The 18,251-nt window shown below is 59.9% G+C and carries 18 protein-coding genes and 2 pseudogenes; 6 read left to right on the top strand and 14 right to left on the bottom strand.

Going from position 1 to position 18,251, the window contains the following annotated elements; genetic code table 11:
• Positions 1-251 (top strand): hypothetical protein (locus tag IVA82_RS27520; RefSeq protein WP_247387070.1); only part of this gene is annotated, 251 nt, incomplete at its 5' end.
• A gap of 337 nt (positions 252-588) precedes the next feature.
• Here the strand turns inward: IVA82_RS27520 and IVA82_RS27515 are convergent.
• Positions 589-2,016, bottom strand: a complete 1,428-nt coding sequence (locus IVA82_RS27515; RefSeq protein ID WP_247387069.1) for an MATE family efflux transporter — start codon at positions 2,014-2,016, stop codon at positions 589-591.
• Positions 2,017-2,796: 780 nt separating this feature from the next.
• On the opposite strand from IVA82_RS27515, the gene queD reads away from it, so the two are divergent.
• From queD to IVA82_RS27500, 3 genes are all read left to right on the top strand, one after another.
• Positions 2,797-3,159, top strand: coding sequence for a 6-carboxytetrahydropterin synthase QueD (gene queD, locus IVA82_RS27510; RefSeq protein ID WP_247387072.1), 363 nt, complete (start codon positions 2,797-2,799; stop codon positions 3,157-3,159).
• Between the two features lie 1,161 nt (positions 3,160-4,320).
• On the top strand, positions 4,321-4,584 hold the full coding sequence (locus IVA82_RS27505; RefSeq protein ID WP_247493645.1) for a hypothetical protein: 264 nt from the start codon (positions 4,321-4,323) through the stop codon (positions 4,582-4,584).
• Positions 4,505-6,277: a recombinase family protein gene (locus IVA82_RS27500; protein WP_247387068.1), complete on the top strand. Its 1,773-nt coding sequence runs from the start codon at positions 4,505-4,507 to the stop codon at positions 6,275-6,277. Before IVA82_RS27505 ends, IVA82_RS27500 begins: the two co-directional genes overlap by 80 nt.
• Here the strand turns inward: IVA82_RS27500 and IVA82_RS49100 are convergent.
• Positions 6,178-6,558: a cyclic GMP-AMP synthase DncV-like nucleotidyltransferase gene (locus IVA82_RS49100; RefSeq protein WP_346658765.1), complete on the bottom strand. Its 381-nt coding sequence runs from the start codon at positions 6,556-6,558 to the stop codon at positions 6,178-6,180. The two genes, IVA82_RS27500 and IVA82_RS49100, sit on opposite strands and share 100 nt — an antisense overlap.
• A 335-nt stretch (positions 6,559-6,893) precedes the next feature.
• A pseudogene (locus tag IVA82_RS27495) lies at positions 6,894-7,010 on the bottom strand (ArdC-like ssDNA-binding domain-containing protein); the annotation flags it as partial.
• A gap of 387 nt (positions 7,011-7,397) precedes the next feature.
• Between IVA82_RS27495 and IVA82_RS27490 the strand changes: the two are divergent.
• Entirely contained in the window at positions 7,398-8,243 is an 846-nt protein-coding gene (locus IVA82_RS27490) for a hypothetical protein (protein WP_247387067.1), read from the top strand.
• A 102-nt stretch (positions 8,244-8,345) separates the two neighbouring features.
• On the opposite strand, the gene IVA82_RS27485 is transcribed toward IVA82_RS27490, so the two are convergent.
• From IVA82_RS27485 to IVA82_RS27470, 4 genes are all read right to left on the bottom strand, one after another.
• The gene (locus IVA82_RS27485) at positions 8,346-8,696 is read right to left on the bottom strand and encodes a hypothetical protein (protein ID WP_247387066.1); all 351 of its coding nucleotides are present in this window, start codon (positions 8,694-8,696) and stop codon (positions 8,346-8,348) included.
• Complete coding sequence (locus IVA82_RS27480; protein ID WP_247387065.1) at positions 8,671-9,114, bottom strand: protein phosphatase 2C domain-containing protein; 444 nt, start codon at positions 9,112-9,114, stop codon at positions 8,671-8,673. Before IVA82_RS27480 ends, IVA82_RS27485 begins: the two co-directional genes overlap by 26 nt.
• Positions 9,115-9,135: 21 nt before the next feature.
• Positions 9,136-9,555 (bottom strand): hypothetical protein, encoded by a 420-nt coding sequence (locus IVA82_RS49095; RefSeq protein WP_346658764.1) that lies wholly within the window; start codon positions 9,553-9,555, stop codon positions 9,136-9,138.
• Positions 9,556-9,815: 260 nt separating this feature from the next.
• On the bottom strand, positions 9,816-10,370 hold the full coding sequence (locus tag IVA82_RS27470) for a hypothetical protein (RefSeq protein ID WP_247387064.1): 555 nt from the start codon (positions 10,368-10,370) through the stop codon (positions 9,816-9,818).
• An 827-nt stretch (positions 10,371-11,197) separates the two neighbouring features.
• Between IVA82_RS27470 and IVA82_RS27465 the strand changes: the two genes are divergently transcribed.
• Positions 11,198-12,901, top strand: coding sequence for a recombinase family protein (locus IVA82_RS27465; RefSeq protein WP_247387063.1), 1,704 nt, complete (start codon positions 11,198-11,200; stop codon positions 12,899-12,901).
• Here IVA82_RS27465 and IVA82_RS27460 read toward each other — a convergent pair.
• The 7 genes and pseudogenes from IVA82_RS27460 to IVA82_RS27430 form a co-directional block, all read right to left on the bottom strand.
• A pseudogene (locus IVA82_RS27460) lies at positions 12,874-12,963 on the bottom strand (acyl-CoA thioester hydrolase); the annotation flags it as partial. The gene IVA82_RS27465 and the pseudogene IVA82_RS27460 overlap by 28 nt on opposite strands.
• A gap of 202 nt (positions 12,964-13,165) precedes the next feature.
• Complete coding sequence (locus IVA82_RS27455) at positions 13,166-14,083, bottom strand: metallophosphoesterase (RefSeq protein ID WP_247387062.1); 918 nt, start codon at positions 14,081-14,083, stop codon at positions 13,166-13,168.
• 132 nt (positions 14,084-14,215) lie between these two features.
• The gene (gene ruvB, locus IVA82_RS27450; RefSeq protein ID WP_247387061.1) at positions 14,216-15,265 is read right to left on the bottom strand and encodes a Holliday junction branch migration DNA helicase RuvB; all 1,050 of its coding nucleotides are present in this window, start codon (positions 15,263-15,265) and stop codon (positions 14,216-14,218) included.
• Positions 15,262-15,792, bottom strand: a complete 531-nt coding sequence (locus IVA82_RS27445; protein WP_247387060.1) for a hypothetical protein — start codon at positions 15,790-15,792, stop codon at positions 15,262-15,264. The genes ruvB and IVA82_RS27445 overlap by 4 nt, the downstream gene beginning before the upstream one ends.
• Positions 15,789-16,406, bottom strand: coding sequence for a Holliday junction branch migration protein RuvA (gene ruvA / locus IVA82_RS27440; RefSeq protein ID WP_247387059.1), 618 nt, complete (start codon positions 16,404-16,406; stop codon positions 15,789-15,791). Before ruvA ends, IVA82_RS27445 begins: the two co-directional genes overlap by 4 nt.
• A gap of 142 nt (positions 16,407-16,548) precedes the next feature.
• A complete protein-coding gene (ruvC, locus tag IVA82_RS27435) occupies positions 16,549-17,076 on the bottom strand; it encodes a crossover junction endodeoxyribonuclease RuvC (RefSeq protein WP_247387058.1) in 528 nt (175 codons plus the stop codon).
• A gap of 241 nt (positions 17,077-17,317) precedes the next feature.
• Positions 17,318-18,064, bottom strand: coding sequence for a YebC/PmpR family DNA-binding transcriptional regulator (locus IVA82_RS27430; protein WP_247387057.1), 747 nt, complete (start codon positions 18,062-18,064; stop codon positions 17,318-17,320).
• Between the last annotated feature and the right edge of the window lie 187 nt (positions 18,065-18,251).

Here is an 18,251-nt window from a genome sequence, read left to right as displayed (position 1 = left end):
CACGGGCCCGGACCTCGGGTGAAAACTTGTTCGTCGTCTTGCTCGTCATGGCTCCATCCTCTCAGGAGTTGGAGCCTCCGGCAAACCCGGGGCGGTTCAGTCACGCCAAAAATATGACCAATGCGATGAAAGCGAGATTGACCGAGGCGGCCACGACGGCCCAACAGCGAATCGTGGCAGGCGAAAATTCAAGAGGCGAAGTGTCGACCCAAAGCGGCGGCATTCAAGTCAGCTCCAAAGACCCGGGTTGAGAGACAAACCCGCATATGCGCAGAAACACCCACTCTGCTAAAGCCGAGCTTTTCGACCGCGCGTAGAGCCCTTGCCGCCCCGCCAACGCGCTCGCAAAAAGGCACCCCCCGCCTGGCGAGCGGGAGCACATTGGCTATCGCTCGCCGAACTGCCCGATCCGTCCGCTAGGCGAGCCGGTGCGATCCGCGAGTGCGAGGAGCACGCCTGGATGAAGGACCGCGCCGATCGCACGCCCGCGAGCCCGCAAAATCCGTGCCCACTGGCAGCGCATCTTGCCGCGAGCTTCTCAGGAGGCTTACGCCCAATGCTCTGGGCTCGATGACATCCGTTCTCAGGTCAACCCGCTATCCCGATTGCTCTTGAACCACGGTGCCGGAGCGCTCGTCTGAGCTCACCGAACTGGTGGAACATGACGAACAGAGCGATCATTCCGGCGCCCAGCTCAGCGATTGCTTGACTGGCTAACAGTCCGTTGAAACCCGCAACCATCGGGAATAACAGTACGGCCGGTATGAAGAGATACCCCTGCCTCGCCAGGGACACAATTGCACTGAGGCGTGCTCTCCCAAACGACTGAAGCATTGCCGTCACGAAACTCTGAACCCCAAACAGCCCAAAGAAGAGATGGAACACGATGCAGGTCGACACGGCTATTTCCGTGACCTTCTCGTTATCGCTAAATAGGCTCGCCAAAGGCCTTGCAAAAATCACAACGGCTGCAGAATACACCATGGAGAATGCGACCGTCACGAAGAGCATGAACTTCGCAGCCTTCAGAATACGAACATAGTCGCGTGCGCCCCAACCGAAACCCAGGATAGCTTGAGCGCCTATGCAGAACCCGGTGATAGGCAGTGCGCCGACCATCAAGATTCGCACAGCTATTCCAACTGCGGCGATTGAATCATCGCCGAACGGCGCAGCAGCTCCGTACAACAGCATAACGGCAAAAGCAGATAAGATACTCGTCATTGTCGCCGGCGCGCCTACCAACGCGAGCTGTCTGATCCGATCTGCTCGCAATGATATGTGAGATATCCTGACGAGAACTGTCCCGCCAAGCTTCGTAAAATACGCGATATAGAGTCCAATAGCAGCGATCTGCGATACCAGCGTTGCGATGGCTGCGCCTCGCACACCAAGGTGAAGCAGGAATATGAAGACGGGGTCAAGCACAGCGTTTAGTAGAAACGCGATAAGCATCGCCCACATGCTGAATCGCGTATCGCCTTCGGCTCTGACAATGAACCCGCTGACGATGTTTAGAAGCATCAGGGTGTTCCCGAACAAAAGCGTACCCGCGTAGTCGAGCGCCACGGGCATGATGGTTGGAGTGGCTCCGAGGGTTGCGAATATCGCTGGCAGATTTGGAAGCAGTGCGACGGTAACTATGATACCGGTCGGAGCGGTGAGGGCGAGTGCTGTACTTGCGCCTCGACTCGCCTCTAGGTACTCACGAGCGCCCAGATGACGAGATATGAACGACGCCGTTCCAACACCGATCCCCTGTCCGGCTGCCGCGAGCAGGACCATGATCGGCAACGTCATGCTCACAGCTGCGATCGCTTGCGCGCCAAGTGCGCCAACAAAGATCGCATTGACGACTTGCTGTAACGCATGGATCGATAACCCAACAACAGATGGAATGGCGAGCCGCAGGATAAGGCTCGAGAGATTCGGGTCCGATAGATCGATGTGCTGTTTCTTCTGTGGCATCAAATTGCGCTCGCTCTCGAGCGCGAATTCCGTATCCGGCTCATTCATGGATGAACGTGTCGCGAGCTTTTCCAAATTCGCTGATCGCGTACTCAGCGCAACCCTCTCCGGATCTGCTCTTGCACAGGGGTACATAAGTTTATCTGCGCCAATCGATCGCCGTGATCGCGTAAATCCGTTTGACGTTTCACAAGCTGATTTTTGCCTTAGTCGATTTTCCCTAGGTATACGCCTCCCGCCAATCGTAGCCTTCTGCGGCTCTTAAGTCAGAACAACGAGGATCCTGATTGAGGTGTTCGTGGGTAGCCACCCAGGTTTTGCCAGTCATATTGTGCCGTTCTGCCCTTTGTTGGCTTCTCGTCGGTTGCGTTCATTTCTGTTTCCTCGATGATGATCGGCGGGGGAACGCGGCCGGACCCTAGCGCCTCAAGTTGGCTTCGGCATCTACCGGATCTTGTAGTAGACGCTCCATCGCCTGCATGGCACAGGCAATGAACGTGCCCAGAACCACTGTTGCGGTTCGGCGACGATCTCGTGCAAGCGCTCCATGATCTCGGGTTCCTTATCGCGATCGAGACGAACGGCAGGCTGCCGGTCCCGGCCGGCGTGGTAACTGGATTTGCGTCAGCAAATCGCGCCGCGTGGGCATCACTCGCGGACACGAACTCAAAATTCGTGTAGCCGCAGCCGGAAGCTCTGCCGGACCGGTTCGATGAGAGGGGGCTCGACAATTCGACGCCGTCGACCACATGCGGCACGCCGTCGCGTAATGTCTGCTCATCGGAAATGGCGACTCGGCGTGCAATCCCACAAACATCCCGGCATCAGATGAAGATATCCCAGGTATTTAAGTTCGAGGCAGCGCACCGACTTCCAAACGTCCCGCAGACACATCGCTGTCATCGGATGCACGGTCATTCCTATCGGGTCGAGGTCGTGCTGAACGGGCCCGTCGATCCGCACACCGGGTTCGTAATGGATTTCTTCAACATGGAAGAAGCGTTCGGTTTTCTTCTAAAGAAGCTCGATCACCATTGCCTGAACGAAGTCCCGGGACTGGAAAATCCGACGGCGGAAAATATCGCCATCTGGATCTGGAAGCACGCGAAACCGCGCCTTGCGCAACTCTCGAGCGTGAGGGTGTACGAGACGACCGATTGTTGGGCGGAATATGACGGGCCCGATCGCTGAATTCAGCGCTCATTTGGGCTGTGTCGATGCAGCACGCCTGTCCTTCTTCGGCTCCGAAGCCGACTTGCTCGATCTGCACTTCGGCTCCTCGTCGGCCGGGTCCGCGGGCAGATTCCCGTGCTCGCGGAAGGCCCTTGGATCTCGCGGGAGGTCAGAGGACCGCGCCCGGCTGGGTCATGAGGCCCCCCTAGCACGTGACCGCATTCGGCCAGACGATCCGGAATCCCGCGTTGTGCTAACCGCCGGAACTGTCTGGGGGATTCGTTGGAGCGAATTCGATGCTGATTGTACCGGAGAGAGGACCCTCGATGCCGGACGCTCGCGGCTGGGCGATCTCGGTGCTGCAGCAGGTCGGCGCTAGCCGCGAATGCGAGGAGCATCCTTCTTCCGCTCGATCTTCTGTTCGATCTTTTCAAGCGAGGTCTGATGCTTTGGGGTCGCGGTCTCCGTTCCCGCAAAACATGGACACATAAACCCGACAACATTCGATAAAATAGGCCACGGGCACCATCGATGGTGTCTCGCCAGCCGACATGGAGGAAATCCGTGAGGATCCAGACACCGGACGGGACCTGGGCAGCGAGTTCAGTTTTGAACTCCTTGGATATCGGAGCGGAAGGTCTCTATCAGAAGTATGCGTTTTTCTGACAGTGCTTTTCGACGCCCGAGTACGGAGCTCACGCAGACGGAGTGCTTGCTCTTGGAGGCTCGACGCAAGGGTCATCGAACCAGCGGAATAAGAAAGACCCAATCAGCGACGGTTCCTTGGGGTCGGACCACCGCGTCTGGGCTGTGCGCGACAATTCGCCGCCAGCGGCCAAATTTTATTGATGGACGAGCCGGCGCTCCGCGGCAGCCACTACACATCTGTACGAGAAGCCCCGTGAACCGAGAACGGGTCCGCTAGGCACCGGTCACCCAGCCACAGACTTACGTCGCCGTCACCCGCAAGTATTTTTACTCCGCTTTGTTTAGCGTATCTGCTCTCGACTACGCGCCTCATCGCTAGGAATGCCCTCACGCGCGCCGCGGCACTTGAAGAATTTCATTTTCATTCGACGCTGCCGAAGTCAGCATGAGAGAAGCGTTGCGAGCAATCGCTGCGGCTTGGCTGTAGCGCAGCGCAGAAATTTACGCTAGCTTCTGCTCGCGAGTTTGCAAATGCGTACCCGCATCCGATCTCTCCGAAGACAACGAGCGATCATTCGACCGCTTGCCCCCTCTCATCCTCAGAGCTGGGATAATCCGGACAATGAGGAAATCTGGTTTGAGTTGGCGCGCGCTATCGGACGTCAGGTCGCACGGGATGAAAATCACGGCTCGGGGCAGCCGATAAAGGACCGGCATGACGACAGCGTCATCGAAGAAAACGGCCGTACTATACGCCCGTTATTCCAGCGACATACAAAAGGCGACCTCGATTGACGGTCAGCTATTGCTCTGCCGGAAGGTCGCATTGCGCAACGACCTCGATGTCATCGGCGAGTTTGTGGATGCCGCAAAATCTGGTCTTACCGAAGGTGCGCGGGACGGCTATCAGCGCTTGCTCAACGGTGTGAGAAACCAGGACTTTGACGTAGTCGTGGTTGAGCATTTCGACCGCTTGTCGCGCGATCCCGCAACCATCCAGCGTCTCAAGCAGGTTTTCGAGTTCAACGGCGTTGAGCTGATGGATCAGAAAGGGGTCTATGCGACCGCCACTGACATCAGCATCGCAAGTCTCTACAACACGATTTACAAGCCGCAGCTCGCCGAAAAGGTTCGGCGCGGCCATGACAACGCTGTTGCCAACGGAAGAATTCCTGGCTCATACGCCTATGGTTATCGACCGAGGCCGGGCGCGCCGGGCGAACGCGTGATCGATGAGAACGAAGCAAAGATTGTGCTCCGCATCTTCACCGAATATGCAGCGGGCCGCTCGACCCGAACTATCGCCGCTGATCTCACCCGCGAAGGCGTGCCCTCACCAGGGGCAACTCGTCACAAGAACAAGGCTGGCCGTACCACCTGGAATCATCAGTGCATCACAGGCGGTCGGCATGGTCGCGGCATTATCGGCAACAATCTATATATCGGCGAGATACATTGGAACGTTCGCTCGACAATTCTCAACCCGGAGACCCAGAAGAAACAGAAGCGCCGCAATCCAGAAGAGCGCCACATCGTAGTCAAGAAGCCAGAGCTGCGGATCGTTCCGCAAGTGCTCTGGAATCGAGCGCAGGAGGTTCGTAGCGCGCGCGCCGTATCTATGTTCGGACCGACTGGCAAGCCGCGGCGTCGGGTCGTGATCCCGCGCAACAATGAGCACCCGCTTGCCGGTGTGCTCCGGTGTGGCGTCTGCAATGGCCACATGCGAATCGCTCAATCCTCGCGTAACGGTGCACCGCGCGCGGCATGCGCGAGCGCGCATCAGCGGGGCACCTGCGAGCACACCCGTAGCTTTGACATGGACGTTCTGCTCGAGGATGCTTCCGACAAACTCCAACTGAAATTGCTTTCGCCGAAAGCCATTGAAGAGGCGATGTGTGCCTGGAAGGAGGAGCGCAAAAACGATCGGAACAAGGGCAGCGAACACGCTAAGCTAGAGCGTCGACGCCGCGTGTTGACTACCGAGATCGAACGCCTGTCATATGCCATCGCAAATAGCCGTCGGAAGCCGGACGAGTTGCTCAAGCGGATCGATGAGTGCGACCTGGAGCGGGAAAGCGTTGAAGAGCGCTTGCGGCTGCTGGGCGGTGGCGGCGAAAATGTCATTGGCTTCGATCACCCGAAATTCGGTGACCGATACCGTTCGGAGGTTAGAAGGCTGGTCACCGCGCTCAAGACCAATCCGAAGGCGATCGAAACTCGCGTCGCCTTCCGCAACTTGATTGAATGCATAGTAGTGCATCCGGTTCGCAAGCGGATGCCCTACGAATATACGCCCTACCTGAACAGCTCCGCGCTTTACGGCAAGAACTTTTTCCCCGAAAACCGCAGCAAGGAGCGAGAAATCAGCACGTTTGCCTACTACGACAATCAAGTCAGGGAAAATTCGCAACCGGAGTCGACATCGTACTCCTCCGCGTCGTTGGAAGGTCGGATCGTGGTGCCGAGCCGGAAAGAGCCCTGGACGTAGACCTTGGGGCTATACTGCCTGACGCTCGAGGCGTCACGATGCAGCCACTCTCCAAGCGAGTTGTAACTTCGCTCCGCCTGCTCGTAGCGGCCAGGCGGGACGCTCAGCTCCTCGGCAATATCTTCCAGGAATTCCTCGCTCTCGCGGGTCGGCTCTGCTGACCACCTTCGGCCTCCAGATGCAGCCCAGGAAGCGCGTGGGGATTGTCGAACCGCGCGGTTGAGCTTTTGGGGTAAAACGTGAACACTATACCGAGTCGTATCGGACCTCCACCATGGCAAAATCGCAAATCCCAAGCAAAATTCAGGTCGCTCTCTGGGCCAAGGCTGGGGGACGCTGCGAGTATCGCGGATGCAACGAGGATCTCATCGGTGACCTGATCGCCGGCCGTGAGGATGGAAAGTTTGGCTTCATCGCGCATATCGTGGCCGACAGTGCAGACGGGCCACGCGGCGATCCCGTTCGTTCGCCAGCGCTCGCCAGAGACCTGAACAACCTGATGCTGCCCTGCGCAAAGCACCACAAGGGCGTGGACGTCGATTATCTGGCGGATCATCCGGAAAACGTTCTTCTCGAGATGAAGGCGGAGCATGAGGATCGCATCGCCATCGTGACGGGGATGGACCCAGGGCACGCGGCCCGCCTCCAACTCAGTGATGATCTTGTCGGTGATTTCGTCATAGAGATTCGCCCGGCTCTCGCCGGCGCGCGCCCGAACAACATGTCTCGACATCGCGGGTCTCCGCGACGGGCGCCGCGAGCCTTTCTCGCGACTTCCAACCCGTCACGGCCAACCCGGCCGGCACTCTCACTCCTGGACGCGCTCAGCGCGCTCAAAAAGGAGCAATTTCGGCGAACGCTTCCGCGAGGGCCGCGTCAGGGATGGAAGCCCGAAGGGTGAAGACCCGGCGTCAGCCGGGCCTTTAGCGAAGCCGACAGCCCGGCCCGCAGGGAGACGCCCAAGGACTACCGGATCAGCAAGCCCGACTTCCGGCTGCTCGGAGCGCTGCCAAGAGGATCGCTGCAGGTGCAGCTTGTATGCGAAGGTTCCGATTGAGCGCGCCGCACATGCGATTCGTTGTAAGAATATTTCTCTGGGATGCTTTTTGGGGGGCGGGCGATGGGCGAAGGCAAACGCAAGAAGATGCTGGGCGCTTCCGCCGTGCGGAGAGGCCAGTTGCCGAGACGTTTTGAGAGCGTTGGTATCGACACCTCCGCGCCAGGCTTCTTCGATGATCCACAGTTCGTCGCTGAGGAACGTCGGGATCGTCGATTTCTCGAGTTGTACTCGGAATGGGTTGTCCACCGCGAACGCACCGCAGACTACGACGCCCATGTGCGCGAGGTCTTGGCGAGGCTTGCGCCGATCATTTCGGCGCGGTTGGACCGTTATCAATGGTTTGGCTCGTGCATCGCTGTAACGGGTATCCTCACAAGAATGCTCGACCGCCTCGGCGTTTGGAACACAGTGATGAAGGGCTCGGTATCCATAAGAAATTCAGACGGCCAGTCACGTCATTTCGCGATTGTCGATAAACATGAGGGTCGTGGTTACGAGACCGGACACTACTGGCTCGTTGCACCGCCATTCGATATCGTTGACCTCAGCCTCTACCATCAGCGTTGGCGGCGCGGAGATGAAGTGTTTCAGACCTTGGCGCCCAAGGTGGTGCTGGCCGAGCGTACAGAGATCGTCAAAGCACGCGCCGATGACGTCATTGCGCCTGCCCTCATTCGATCCGGAGCTGACGCAGAAATGCACCGCGCATTGCCGGATCAAAAGCGGTTCGGAGCGATTTTCCCACCTCGAAGGGGCGTGTTGGACGAGCTAGTGCTTAGATACGTGGCCTCTGGCTCGACGGCCCTCGATGTTCCGCTCGAACGCGTCAATATCGAAGCCAGGGCTGGTGTGCCTGCGATTCAGATCTGGGAGGAAGATGTGGTGCCCGCATTCGGGATCGGCTGAGGCAATCGTTTTCGCTCGTCTTGATCTCGTACAGCCAGGTCCGGTCGGGCGTCTCATCGATAAAGCGCGTAACTGCGGAGTTCGCTTGGCAGAAGCACACTATTATTTCTTGGTTTTCGTCGCATTCCACAATTGCTTCTCTCGCGCCCTTTTTATGTAGATCTTGCGAGGAGGCTCGGTCCCTGAAACCTTGGTCAATGCATCTCCGGCGATGCGCGTGATCTGAAGTACGCTGCGGTCATCTCCCTCTCCGGCGTGCTCCGCCATGCGGCCATGGATGAACGCGTTCTGCTGGGCGTGATCCAGCTCAGCCCAGAATCCATCCGTTGCCACAAGCCGCGCCATTTTGTCCGCCGGGATTGAACAGAAAGCCGGTTCGACAAATTCTCGCGAGCGGAAGCTACGCGTAAGATGATGACGACCGATATCATTTGCCAGATCGCAGATCTTCATCGTGCGTTACAGCGTTGGCGAGCGTATGCGGTTGGACCAGCCAAGACACCTTGCCCGCTGGCGCGTAATGGCCAACCAGGCAACCGCCTGCGTGCAGAATGAGTGCCTCGCGTCCATCGCCGACGCGTATCAAGAGGTAGCTCGCCGAATCCCTCTGGAAATGCTCGGTGAGCTCGGCATGCGTCGCCCGAAGCTGGGCAGTTAGGACCGCTACGATGATTGCGTGGTCCGTCGACACGAACCAATCGACTATTCGGCGCGCAATCTCGGAGGCGAAGACTCCACTGTTTGCTCCGGAGCTCGAACCGTCAAGGACGATGGCGAGGACCTCCGTTTGACGTATGCCGATTCCGGCACAATCCCGGTTGTCGGTCGTCCTTGTTCCTTGCTGGCTCTGCCAGCGGATTGCAAAGGCCATGTCAGCCGTCGCCGAGCCTGCTCAATGCGATGAAGCGGTCGCGGACAATGTCAGCACGTCCCTCCGGGCCGCGAATATTTCCTTCGAGGAAATGATCGAAGTATCGCGATCTGAAAGTAGCCTTTTGAATTCCCCGGCAATGTATGAGCGAATGTCCGCATCGGCGGCGGCAACTTCGTCAACCAGTTCTTGCCGCCCGTCAACGAGGAGCAGGATATCTTCAGCGTCGCGGCTGCCGATAAGGTCGCCGCCACCTCTGCCGCGATAAGCCTCCAGCTTCGTTGCGATGAACATGGGCGGGGTGAGATGCCGGATCGTGATGTTTTCATCCAGTGACGTCTCAACGGCTGTTTCGATCCCCTTTGCGTACCAACGATTGCTGAAGCCGAGGATCTCCTCGTCGTCCGGCATAAAGTCGACCTTGAGCTCGCCAAGCTTCATCCGGCATATGACATTGTCGTCCGACTGCCTCGGAGAAGCCCTGCTTGCGAAGTTGCTCCAGTAACTTTGCCCACTCCGGGAAGCCGGCCAGATCCACAATCAGGTCGACATCATCTGTGGCTCTTACTCCCTCAAGCGTGACCGGATCCGTTATATGGAGAGCTGTTGTGCAGCCGCCCACAAAGACCAATCGCGCAAGAAGTGATCGCCGAGCGCGACGGCAACTGTCTTCAGCATTTCCTTGAGACGGCCTTGGATCGTCATCCTAGCCGCTCCTTAAGCAAATTGCTGGCGAGGTGTGCTTCGCGCTGATTACCGAGTCGTATCGCGTCCACGAGAGCCAAATAGGCGTAAAGGCGATCGTCCTTCTCTGCGGCTTCTAGCACGGTCTTGAACAGAGGCTCGATTGACTCGCCCATCTCGCGGCCGCGCGCATACGGCCAGACGTGGATCAGGCTGCCAGCGCTGTGGAGCGAGTCCTTTAGGACAGGGGCGGCGAAAGCTGTCGGCACGCCGCGCTGCATCGGACCTGGTTTTGCCGGGAAAACAAACTTCAGCCCGTGGGCAATAAAATCGCGCAGGTTCCTGCGATTGGGATTTGGACGGTTGGTGTCGCGGTCCTTGATCGCCATGCCGGATGCGAGACTGCGATTGATCGAGGCCGCGATTTCCGTTTTGCTGATTCCGAGAGAGGCTTCGAGCCCTCTCACCGAGTACGGGTCCTCACCGTCCAGGTGGATGTCTGTCCCGGTTGCGTGTTCATGATCCTGCAAGCTGACGAGCTTTAGCAGGACGACAATATCCTGGCTTTTCATGGTTCCGCGCTGTCCTCAGTCCTCGGACAGAGGACACTAGGGTCAAGTTTTCAGAACTCGGATTCAGCAGAATCGCCAGATAGTTCCTCGCGCCGAACCAGCTAGAGATCGGCGTGGGTAGCAGCTTCTTAAGGATATTCGACGGGTCCTTCCTTAGGTCGCTCGGGATCGTGTTTCGGTGGCCTCCTTGCTGTGCGCCGGCTCCCAGATTCTGCCGCGACCACGGGGATTGAGAGGATGGTGCAGATGCTAGCGAGCAGGCCTAAGACATCCCTGCAAGGAGACTGGAGTGCGGCTGCCGGCTTTCAAACGCAAGCCATAGCGCGGGCATGCCCACTTGGTTTACGGAGGCGATAAGTGATCGGCCGGAATCGTTTCGATAGCGCAAGTATTTTTTCGTAATTTTTTCCGCCGCGTTTTCCCATCGCTACGACGAACATGCAGCCGCAACGCAAACGCGCGACATCGCACTTGCGGTGCAGCGGCGACCGCGTTTATCTTGGCGCGGACGTTTGTCAAAGTTGTCGAGAGGAGAATTCAGCTACTCCGTCCAGGTTCATGCGATGGCATCCGAAAAACTTCGAGAAATCACGCGCGCTACGCCATTGATGCTTGCAGACGCGATCGCCTGCGCTACTGTGTAATGCGTAACGGGACGCGATCGCATCCGAGACAAAAAGCGATCATCCGACCGCTTGCCCCTTCGCACCCTCAGAGCTGGGACAATCCCGACGATGAGGAAGTCTGGCTCGAGTTGGCGCGCGCCATCGGACGACAAATTGCACGGGACGAAAAAGCCGATTTGGAACAGCCGATAAGGGAACGGCATGACGATAGTGTCACCGAAAAAGAGGGCCGTGCTATACGCCCGTTATTCCAGCGACATGCAAAAGGCGACCTCGATTGACGGTCAGCTATTGCTTTGCCGAAAGATCGCCGAACGCAACAACCTGGACGTGATCGGTGAATTCGTTGACGCCGCAAAGTCTGGCCTTACCGAAGAGGCGCGTGATGGCTATCAGCGACTTCTCAACGGCGTGCGAAATCACGACTTTGACGTGGTCGTCGTTGAGCACTTTGATCGGCTGTCGCGCGATCCCGCAACGATCCAGCGCCTAAAACAGGTCTTCGAGTTCAACGGCGTTGACCTAATGGATCAGAAAGGCATTTACGCGACCGCCACCGATATCAGCATCGCGAGTCTCTACAACACGATCTACAAGCCGCAGCTTGCTGACAAAGTTCGGCGCGGGCACGACAACGCCGTCGCCAACGGAAAAATTCCCGGCGCGTATGCGTACGGTTATCGGCTGAAGCCTGGCGCGCCCGGTGAGCGCTTGATCGACAAGAACGAAGCGAAGATCGTACTCCGCATTTTCAAAGAATATGCTTCGGGCCGTTCAACCCGAGAGATTGCCGCCGATCTTACCCACGAAGGCGTGCACTCGCCCGGTGCCACCCGTCACAAGAACAAGGCTGGCCGTTCCACTTGGAATCATCAGTGCATCACTGGTGGTCGTCATGGTCGCGGAATTCTCGGCAACGAGTTGTACATCGGCGAAATTCATTGGAATGTTCGCTCAACAATTCTGAACCCGGAGACACAGAAGAAGCAGAAGCGCCGCAATCCGGAAGAACGCCACATCTTGGTCAAGAATCCCAAGCTGCGAATCATTCCGCAAGGACTCTGGGATACGGTGCAGAAAGTGCGCAGCGCGCGCGCCATCCATATGTTCGGACCAACGGGTAAACCGCAGCGTCGCCCGCTGATCCCGCGTAACAATGAGCACCCGCTTGCCGGCGTACTCCGCTGCGGCGTTTGCAACGGCCATATGCGAATTGCACAATCGTCTCGGAACGGCGCGCCGCGTGCGGCATGCGCCAACGCGCATCAGCGAGGCACCTGCGAGCACACCCGAAGCTTTGACATGGACGTTCTACTTGAGGATGTTTCCATCAAGATCGATGCGAAATTGCTTTCGCCAAAAGCCATTGAAGAAGCGATGGGTGCTTGGCAGGAGGAACGCAAGAAAGACCGAAAAAAAGGCAGTGAACGCGACAACCTGGAGCGTCGACGGCGAGTACTGACTACCGAGATAGAGCGCCTGTCATATGCGATCGCAAACAGTCGTCGTAAACCGGATGAGCTGCTTAAGCGTATCGATGAGTGCGATCTAGAGCGGGAGAATGTGGATGCGCGCTTGCGGCTGCTGGGCAATGGCAGCGAGAATGTGATCCCGTTCGACCATCCGAAGTTCGGCGAACTCTACCGTTCGGAGGTGAAGAAACTCGTCAGCGCGCTGAAGATCAATCCGAAAGCGATCGAAACCCGCGTCGCCTTCCGCAATTTGATCGACTGCATTGTGGTGCATCCCGGCCGCAAGCGGACGCCCTACGAATATACGCCATACCTGAACAGTGCCGCCCTTTTCGGCAAGAAGCTTTTCCCCGAAAACCGCCGCAAGGCAGAAGAAATTGGCATGTTTGCATACTACGATAATGGCAAGTCAGAGAAGTCCGTGTCCTCGTAATAGACGCGGACCTGCATGTGGTGGCGACCGTCGCGGATCTCGCCATCGAGATGGGCAGTCATTTCGGGTTAGGGCTTCTCTGTCTGCGAGCTTCCTCGAGAAACTCTTCCAAATTCCAAGGTACAACGCGATCCGCCGCTACATCCGCCATTCCTCTATCTATGGCAGATCTAAGCGAGCGCAGTTTCTCAGTGTCTTCCGCAATTCGCTCCATTGCGCGATGCTAGCGCTTCAACCGCTGCCGCACAATCCGACACGGCGATACTACGCGACCACCGCCCCCCGCCCCAGCGTCACCTCGACGATCTCGGGCGGCACGCCGACGCGGACCGGGATGATGCTGCAACCGAGGCCGCCGGAGATGATGACGTCGCATTTCAGCCGGAAATGGCCATAGGCAAGCCGGAGGCCGTGCTGCGGCGAAACGGCCGGCGACCAGCCGAGCAGGCGGACCTGGCCGCCATGGGTGTGGCCGGACAGTTGCAGCGCGACGCGCGCGGGCACGCGTGGCGCGATGTTGGGCTCATGCGCGAGCAGGATCACCGGCGCGTCGTCGGTAATCTTTGCCAGCGTGGCGGTGAGATCGTCGGCGCCGAAGCGCCCCGTGCTCCGGAAGCGCCGCGCCGGCAGAAAGGCGAGCTGATCGCCGAGGCCGGCGAGCCAGAACGGGCGGCCGTCCTTGGTAAGACGCACGGCGTCGTTCTCGTAGACGGGAATGCCGGCTGCCTCCAGAGCACGATGTGCGATCGTCGTCCCGTGCCCTGTCTGCTGCACGGTTCTGTCGTCCCAATAGTCGTGATTGCCCATGACAGCATGGACTCCGAGCGGCGCCTTGAGGCCGGCCAGCATTCTGGCCCATTCGTTGGACGGAATGATGCGCGTGACCTGGTGTAGACCGGCGACATAGTCGCCGAGCAGCACGATGAGGTCGGCGTTCAGCGCGTTGGTGCGGTCGACGATCGCCTCGATCCGCTCCAGCGGCATCCAGGGATCGCAGGCATGGATGTCGGCGATCACGGCGATCTTCAGCGGAAAGTCCCCGGGCCACTGCCGCGGGGTCGGGTGATAGCGGGTGACGCGAAGCCGCAGCACCGGCTCGACGCCGACGCCATAGGCAGCGGTTGAGATGCCGAGGGCGGACAGACCGCCGATGGAACGGATGAGATGACGGCGCGTGATCATGGCGGCTCGATTGTGATGCACCTTGCGTGATGCGGCCCGATTGGAGCGAAATTGGGGTGGCACTTGTGCAGATCGCCTGCACGAGGATTACCGGAAATTCATGACGACCCGGGCAATCGGCATTTGCGCAGATCAGTCGTCGCTCTCGTCCGTGCCGAACAGGCCGAACTGCGCCGCATCGCGCGAGGGCTCGCTGATCCCGAGATGACGGAAGGCGTGCGAGGTGAGCAAGCGGCCGCGCGGGGTGCGCTGGAGATAGCCGCACTGGATTAGATAGGGCTCGATGATGTCCTCGATCGCATCGCGCGGCTCGGACAGCGCAGCAGCCATCGTCTCGACGCCGACCGGGCCGCCGCCATAGTTCTGCGCGATGGTCGTGAGGTAGCGGCGGTCCATGGCATCGAGGCCGGCGGCGTCGACCTCGAGCGCGCTCAGCGCGTGGTCCGCGATCTTGCGATCGATCGAGGCGGCATCGGCGGCTGAGGCAAAATCACGCACGCGCCGCAGCAGGCGGCCGGCGATGCGCGGCGTGCCGCGAGCGCGGCGCGCGATCTCGTTGGCGCCGTCGGCGCTCATGCCGACATTGATCACGCGCGCGCCGCGAGTGACGATGCTTTCCAGCTCGTCGATCGTATAGAAGTTGAGCCGGACCGGAATGCCGAAGCGATCGCGTAATGGATTGGTCAGAAGACCGGCGCGCGTGGTGGCGCCGACGAGGGTGAATTTCGACAGTTCGATCTTGACCGAGCGCGCCGCCGGGCCCTCGCCGATGATGAGATCAAGCTGAAAATCCTCCATCGCGGGATAGAGCACCTCTTCCACCGCCGGGCTGAGCCGATGGATCTCGTCGATGAAGAGCACGTCGCGCTCTTCCAGGTTGGTCAGCAGCGCGGCGAGATCGCCGGCCTTGGCGATCACCGGGCCGGAGGTGGCGCGAAAGCCGACGCCGAGCTCCTTGGCGACGATCTGCGCCAGCGTGGTTTTGCCGAGGCCGGGTGGACCGACGAACAGCACGTGATCCAGCGCCTCGCCGCGCTTGCGCGCCGCCTCGATGAAGATCGAGAGGTTCTTGCGCGCCTGCTGCTGGCCGACGAAATCGGACAGCGACTGCGGCCGCAGCGCAGTGTCGCCGACATCATCGCTGCGGCGCTCGGGCGTGACGATGCGTGGGGGTGTGGTCATGCGGGCAGGATAACACGATGCAGCGGTTTCGCGAGCCACCAGCACAGGCTAGCCGGAATGACGGCGAGGATGGCAAGCATCGCCGAAAGCTTAAGCGCCTCAGGCGCGGAACGGACACTCGGCAAGATCACCGCGGAGGTTTCGGAGGGCACAATGAACACGCCCAACGCGACGAAGCCGGCCGCGGCCACGGCCGCGGCGAGCCACGCCATCCAGATCATGTTGAGATCGGCGTAGACCACAGCCAGCGCGAATATCAAGCCGGCGATGACTGCAGGAAGGAAGGAGGCAAGAACCGTGGCGATGGCCAGCAGCACGACCGCGATCGAAAGCAGAGCGCGCAGCGCCTCCAGATCGAGGAGCGCAAGAAACATCTGCAGCATCGCGGCACCGAGCGCTGTCACCGTCACCGAAACCAGCGCGGCGGTTGTCAGCGGCCCCACAACGGAGAAAATCACGACGATACCGGCCACGCGCGAAAGGCGACGAAACAGGGCGGCGACGGGATTGGCGTGGGCCGCGATCACTTTGACAGCTCCTTCAGGCCCAGCCGAATGAGCTGCGCCGTCTCGGCGCTCTCGCCGGCACTGCGCGCGGCCGATGCAATCGCCGCTGCCGCCTGCGGCTGGCCATAGCCGAGATTGACCAGCGCGGAGATTGCATCCGCGACGGGCCGCGGGGCGCGCTGGTCGTCGACAGCGCCGGCAAGATGCACCACCGCCGGATCGACATTGGCGAAGGCCGGCGCCTTGTCCTTCAATTCGGTGACGATGCGCTCCGCAACCTTGGGACCGACGCCAGGCGTGCGCGCCACCGCGGCCTTGTCGCGCAGCGCAATCGCATTGGCGAGGTCGGACGGCGACAGGGTGCCGAGCACGGCCAGCGCGACCTTGGCGCCGACGCCTTGCACGGTCTGAAGCAAGCGAAACCATTCGCGCTCCTGGTCGGTGCGGAAGCCGAACAGCTTGATCTGATCCTCGCGGACGTAAGTCTCGATCGACAGCACTGCGGCTTCGCCCGGCGCCGGCAGATGTTGCAGCGTGCGCGCCGAGCAATGCACCTGGTAGCCGACGCCGCCGACGTCGAGGAGCACATAATCCTCGCCGTAGGAATCGATCAGGCCCTTGAGCTTGCCGATCATATTGATTCCCCGGCGGCGGCAGGCAAGTCTCGCTGGTCATGGCCGGGCTTGTCCCGGCCATCCACGCTTTTGACATCGGCAAGAAAGCACGTGGATGCCCGGCACAAGGCCGGGCATGACGACGGTGATGCGTGGCGAACAATCATATTCCCACCACCTTCAGCCGCAGCGCCGTGCTCTGGCGATGATGAGCGTGGGTGATGGCGACGGCCAGCGCGTCGGCGGCGTCCGCTGACGGCGGCTCGGCCTTCGGCAACAAAATCTTCAGCATCATCGCGATCTGCTGCTTGTCGGCGTGGCCGGCGCCGACCACCGTCTTCTTGACTTGGTTCGGCGCGTATTCGGCGACACTGATGCCGAACATGGCGGGCGCCAGCATGGCCACCCCGCGGGCTTGGCCGAGCTTGAGCGTCGCAACCCCGTCCTTGTTGACGAAGGTCTGCTCGACCGCGGCTTCCACCGGCTTGTGGGCGGAGAGAACGGCCGCAAGGCCCTCATGAATCGCGAGCAGGCGGCTTGCCAGCGGCAGGTCGTCCGGCGGTTCCACCGAACCGCAGGCGACATAGATCAGGCGATTGCCCTCGGACTCGATCATGCCCCAGCCGGTGCGGCGCAGGCCAGGGTCGATGCCGATGATGCGAACGGGGACGCGAATCGGGAGCGCGGTCATGGACCAGTGATAGCGGCTGGCCGGAAGGAGCGAAACAGAAACAGAACGGAAGTAACAGAGGAAAGAGGGCTCCGGTGCCAGAGTCCGCGCTGCAAGCCACAACACACGCCGTCATACCCCGCGAAAGCGGGGTATCCAGTACGCCGCAGCTTGTCCGTACCCCATCACAGTCTCTGAAATATTGGGTCGCCCGGTCAAGCCGGACGATGACAGCGGAGATTGCGCGGCTATCTGACGGGCCCTACCCGCCTATCTTCGCCATCAGCGCGTCGGAGACCTCGAAATTGGCGTAGACGTGCTGGACGTCGTCGTGCTCATTGAGCAGGTCCATCAGCTTGAGCAGCTTCTCGCCGGTGTCGTCATCGACGGCGATCGTGTTCTGCGGCTTCCAGATCAGCGCGGCCTTGCGCGGCTCGCCGAATTTGGCTTCCAGCGCCTTGGCGACGTCGCGATAGCTTTCGGTCGAGGCGTAGATCTCGTGGCCGCTCTCGCCGGAGACGACATCGTCGGCGCCGGCCTCGATCGCCGCATCCAGCACCGCATCGTCGGAGGCGACGCTGCGCTCATATTCGATGATGCCGGTGCGATCGAACATGAAGGACACCGAGCCGGTTTCGCCGAGATTGCCACCGGACTTGGTGAAGAAGGAGCGGATGTCGGAGGCGGCGCGGTTGCGGTTGTCGGTCAGGGCCTCGACGATGACGGCGACGCCGCCGGGGCCATAGCCTTCGTAGCGAATCTCGTCATAGTTCTCGCTCTCATTGCCGAGCGCCTTCTTGACGGCGCGCTCGATATTGTCCTTCGGCATGTTCTCTTGGCGCGCCGCGGTGATCGCCGCACGCAGGCGCGGATTCATGTTGGGATCGGGCGTCCCGAGCTTGGCCGCAACGGTGATTTCCCGCGCCAGCTTGCCGAACAGCTTCGACTTCTGGGCATCCTGCCGCCCCTTGCGGTGCATGATGTTCTTGAATTGGGAATGTCCGGCCATGCGTGGTCTCTTGGTCTCTTACGGGAAGCGTCCGCCAGCGAGAGTGGGAAGCGCGGCCTTATAGGCTGCCAACCCGCCGGAATGAAAGGGTCTCTCATACTTTAAGGTAATAGCGTAGTGGCTCGTGTCCAGATGTCAGGCATCGTTAACCCTGACTTCATTTCGGCTTGCGAAAATAGCGTCCGCC

It is taken from the genome of Bradyrhizobium sp. 142 (genome assembly GCF_023074015.1).
In the GTDB taxonomy this organism is placed as follows: Bacteria; Pseudomonadota; Alphaproteobacteria; order Rhizobiales; family Xanthobacteraceae; genus Bradyrhizobium.
This window is presented reverse-complemented; position numbering and strand designations above follow the sequence as displayed.

Bases quoted from the DNA above. Each gene is read 5' to 3' on its own strand.
- IVA82_RS27515 (WP_247387069.1), bottom strand. From the start codon at position 2,016: ATGAATGAGCCGGATACGGAATTCGCGCTCGAGAGCGAGCGCAATTTG.
- queD (WP_247387072.1), top strand. From the start codon at position 2,797: ATGAAGATATCCCAGGTATTTAAGTTCGAGGCAGCGCACCGACTTCCA.
- IVA82_RS27505 (WP_247493645.1), top strand. From the start codon at position 4,321: ATGCGTACCCGCATCCGATCTCTCCGAAGACAACGAGCGATCATTCGA.
- IVA82_RS27500 (WP_247387068.1), top strand. From the start codon at position 4,505: ATGACGACAGCGTCATCGAAGAAAACGGCCGTACTATACGCCCGTTAT.
- IVA82_RS27490 (WP_247387067.1), top strand. From the start codon at position 7,398: ATGGGCGAAGGCAAACGCAAGAAGATGCTGGGCGCTTCCGCCGTGCGG.
- IVA82_RS27485 (WP_247387066.1), bottom strand. From the start codon at position 8,696: ATGAAGATCTGCGATCTGGCAAATGATATCGGTCGTCATCATCTTACG.
- IVA82_RS27480 (WP_247387065.1), bottom strand. From the start codon at position 9,114: ATGGCCTTTGCAATCCGCTGGCAGAGCCAGCAAGGAACAAGGACGACC.
- IVA82_RS49095 (WP_346658764.1), bottom strand. From the start codon at position 9,555: ATGAAGCTTGGCGAGCTCAAGGTCGACTTTATGCCGGACGACGAGGAG.
- IVA82_RS27470 (WP_247387064.1), bottom strand. From the start codon at position 10,370: ATGAAAAGCCAGGATATTGTCGTCCTGCTAAAGCTCGTCAGCTTGCAG.
- IVA82_RS27465 (WP_247387063.1), top strand. From the start codon at position 11,198: ATGACGATAGTGTCACCGAAAAAGAGGGCCGTGCTATACGCCCGTTAT.
- IVA82_RS27455 (WP_247387062.1), bottom strand. From the start codon at position 14,083: ATGATCACGCGCCGTCATCTCATCCGTTCCATCGGCGGTCTGTCCGCC.
- ruvB (WP_247387061.1), bottom strand. From the start codon at position 15,265: ATGACCACACCCCCACGCATCGTCACGCCCGAGCGCCGCAGCGATGAT.
- ruvA (WP_247387059.1), bottom strand. From the start codon at position 16,406: ATGATCGGCAAGCTCAAGGGCCTGATCGATTCCTACGGCGAGGATTAT.
- ruvC (WP_247387058.1), bottom strand. From the start codon at position 17,076: ATGACCGCGCTCCCGATTCGCGTCCCCGTTCGCATCATCGGCATCGAC.
- IVA82_RS27430 (WP_247387057.1), bottom strand. From the start codon at position 18,064: ATGGCCGGACATTCCCAATTCAAGAACATCATGCACCGCAAGGGGCGG.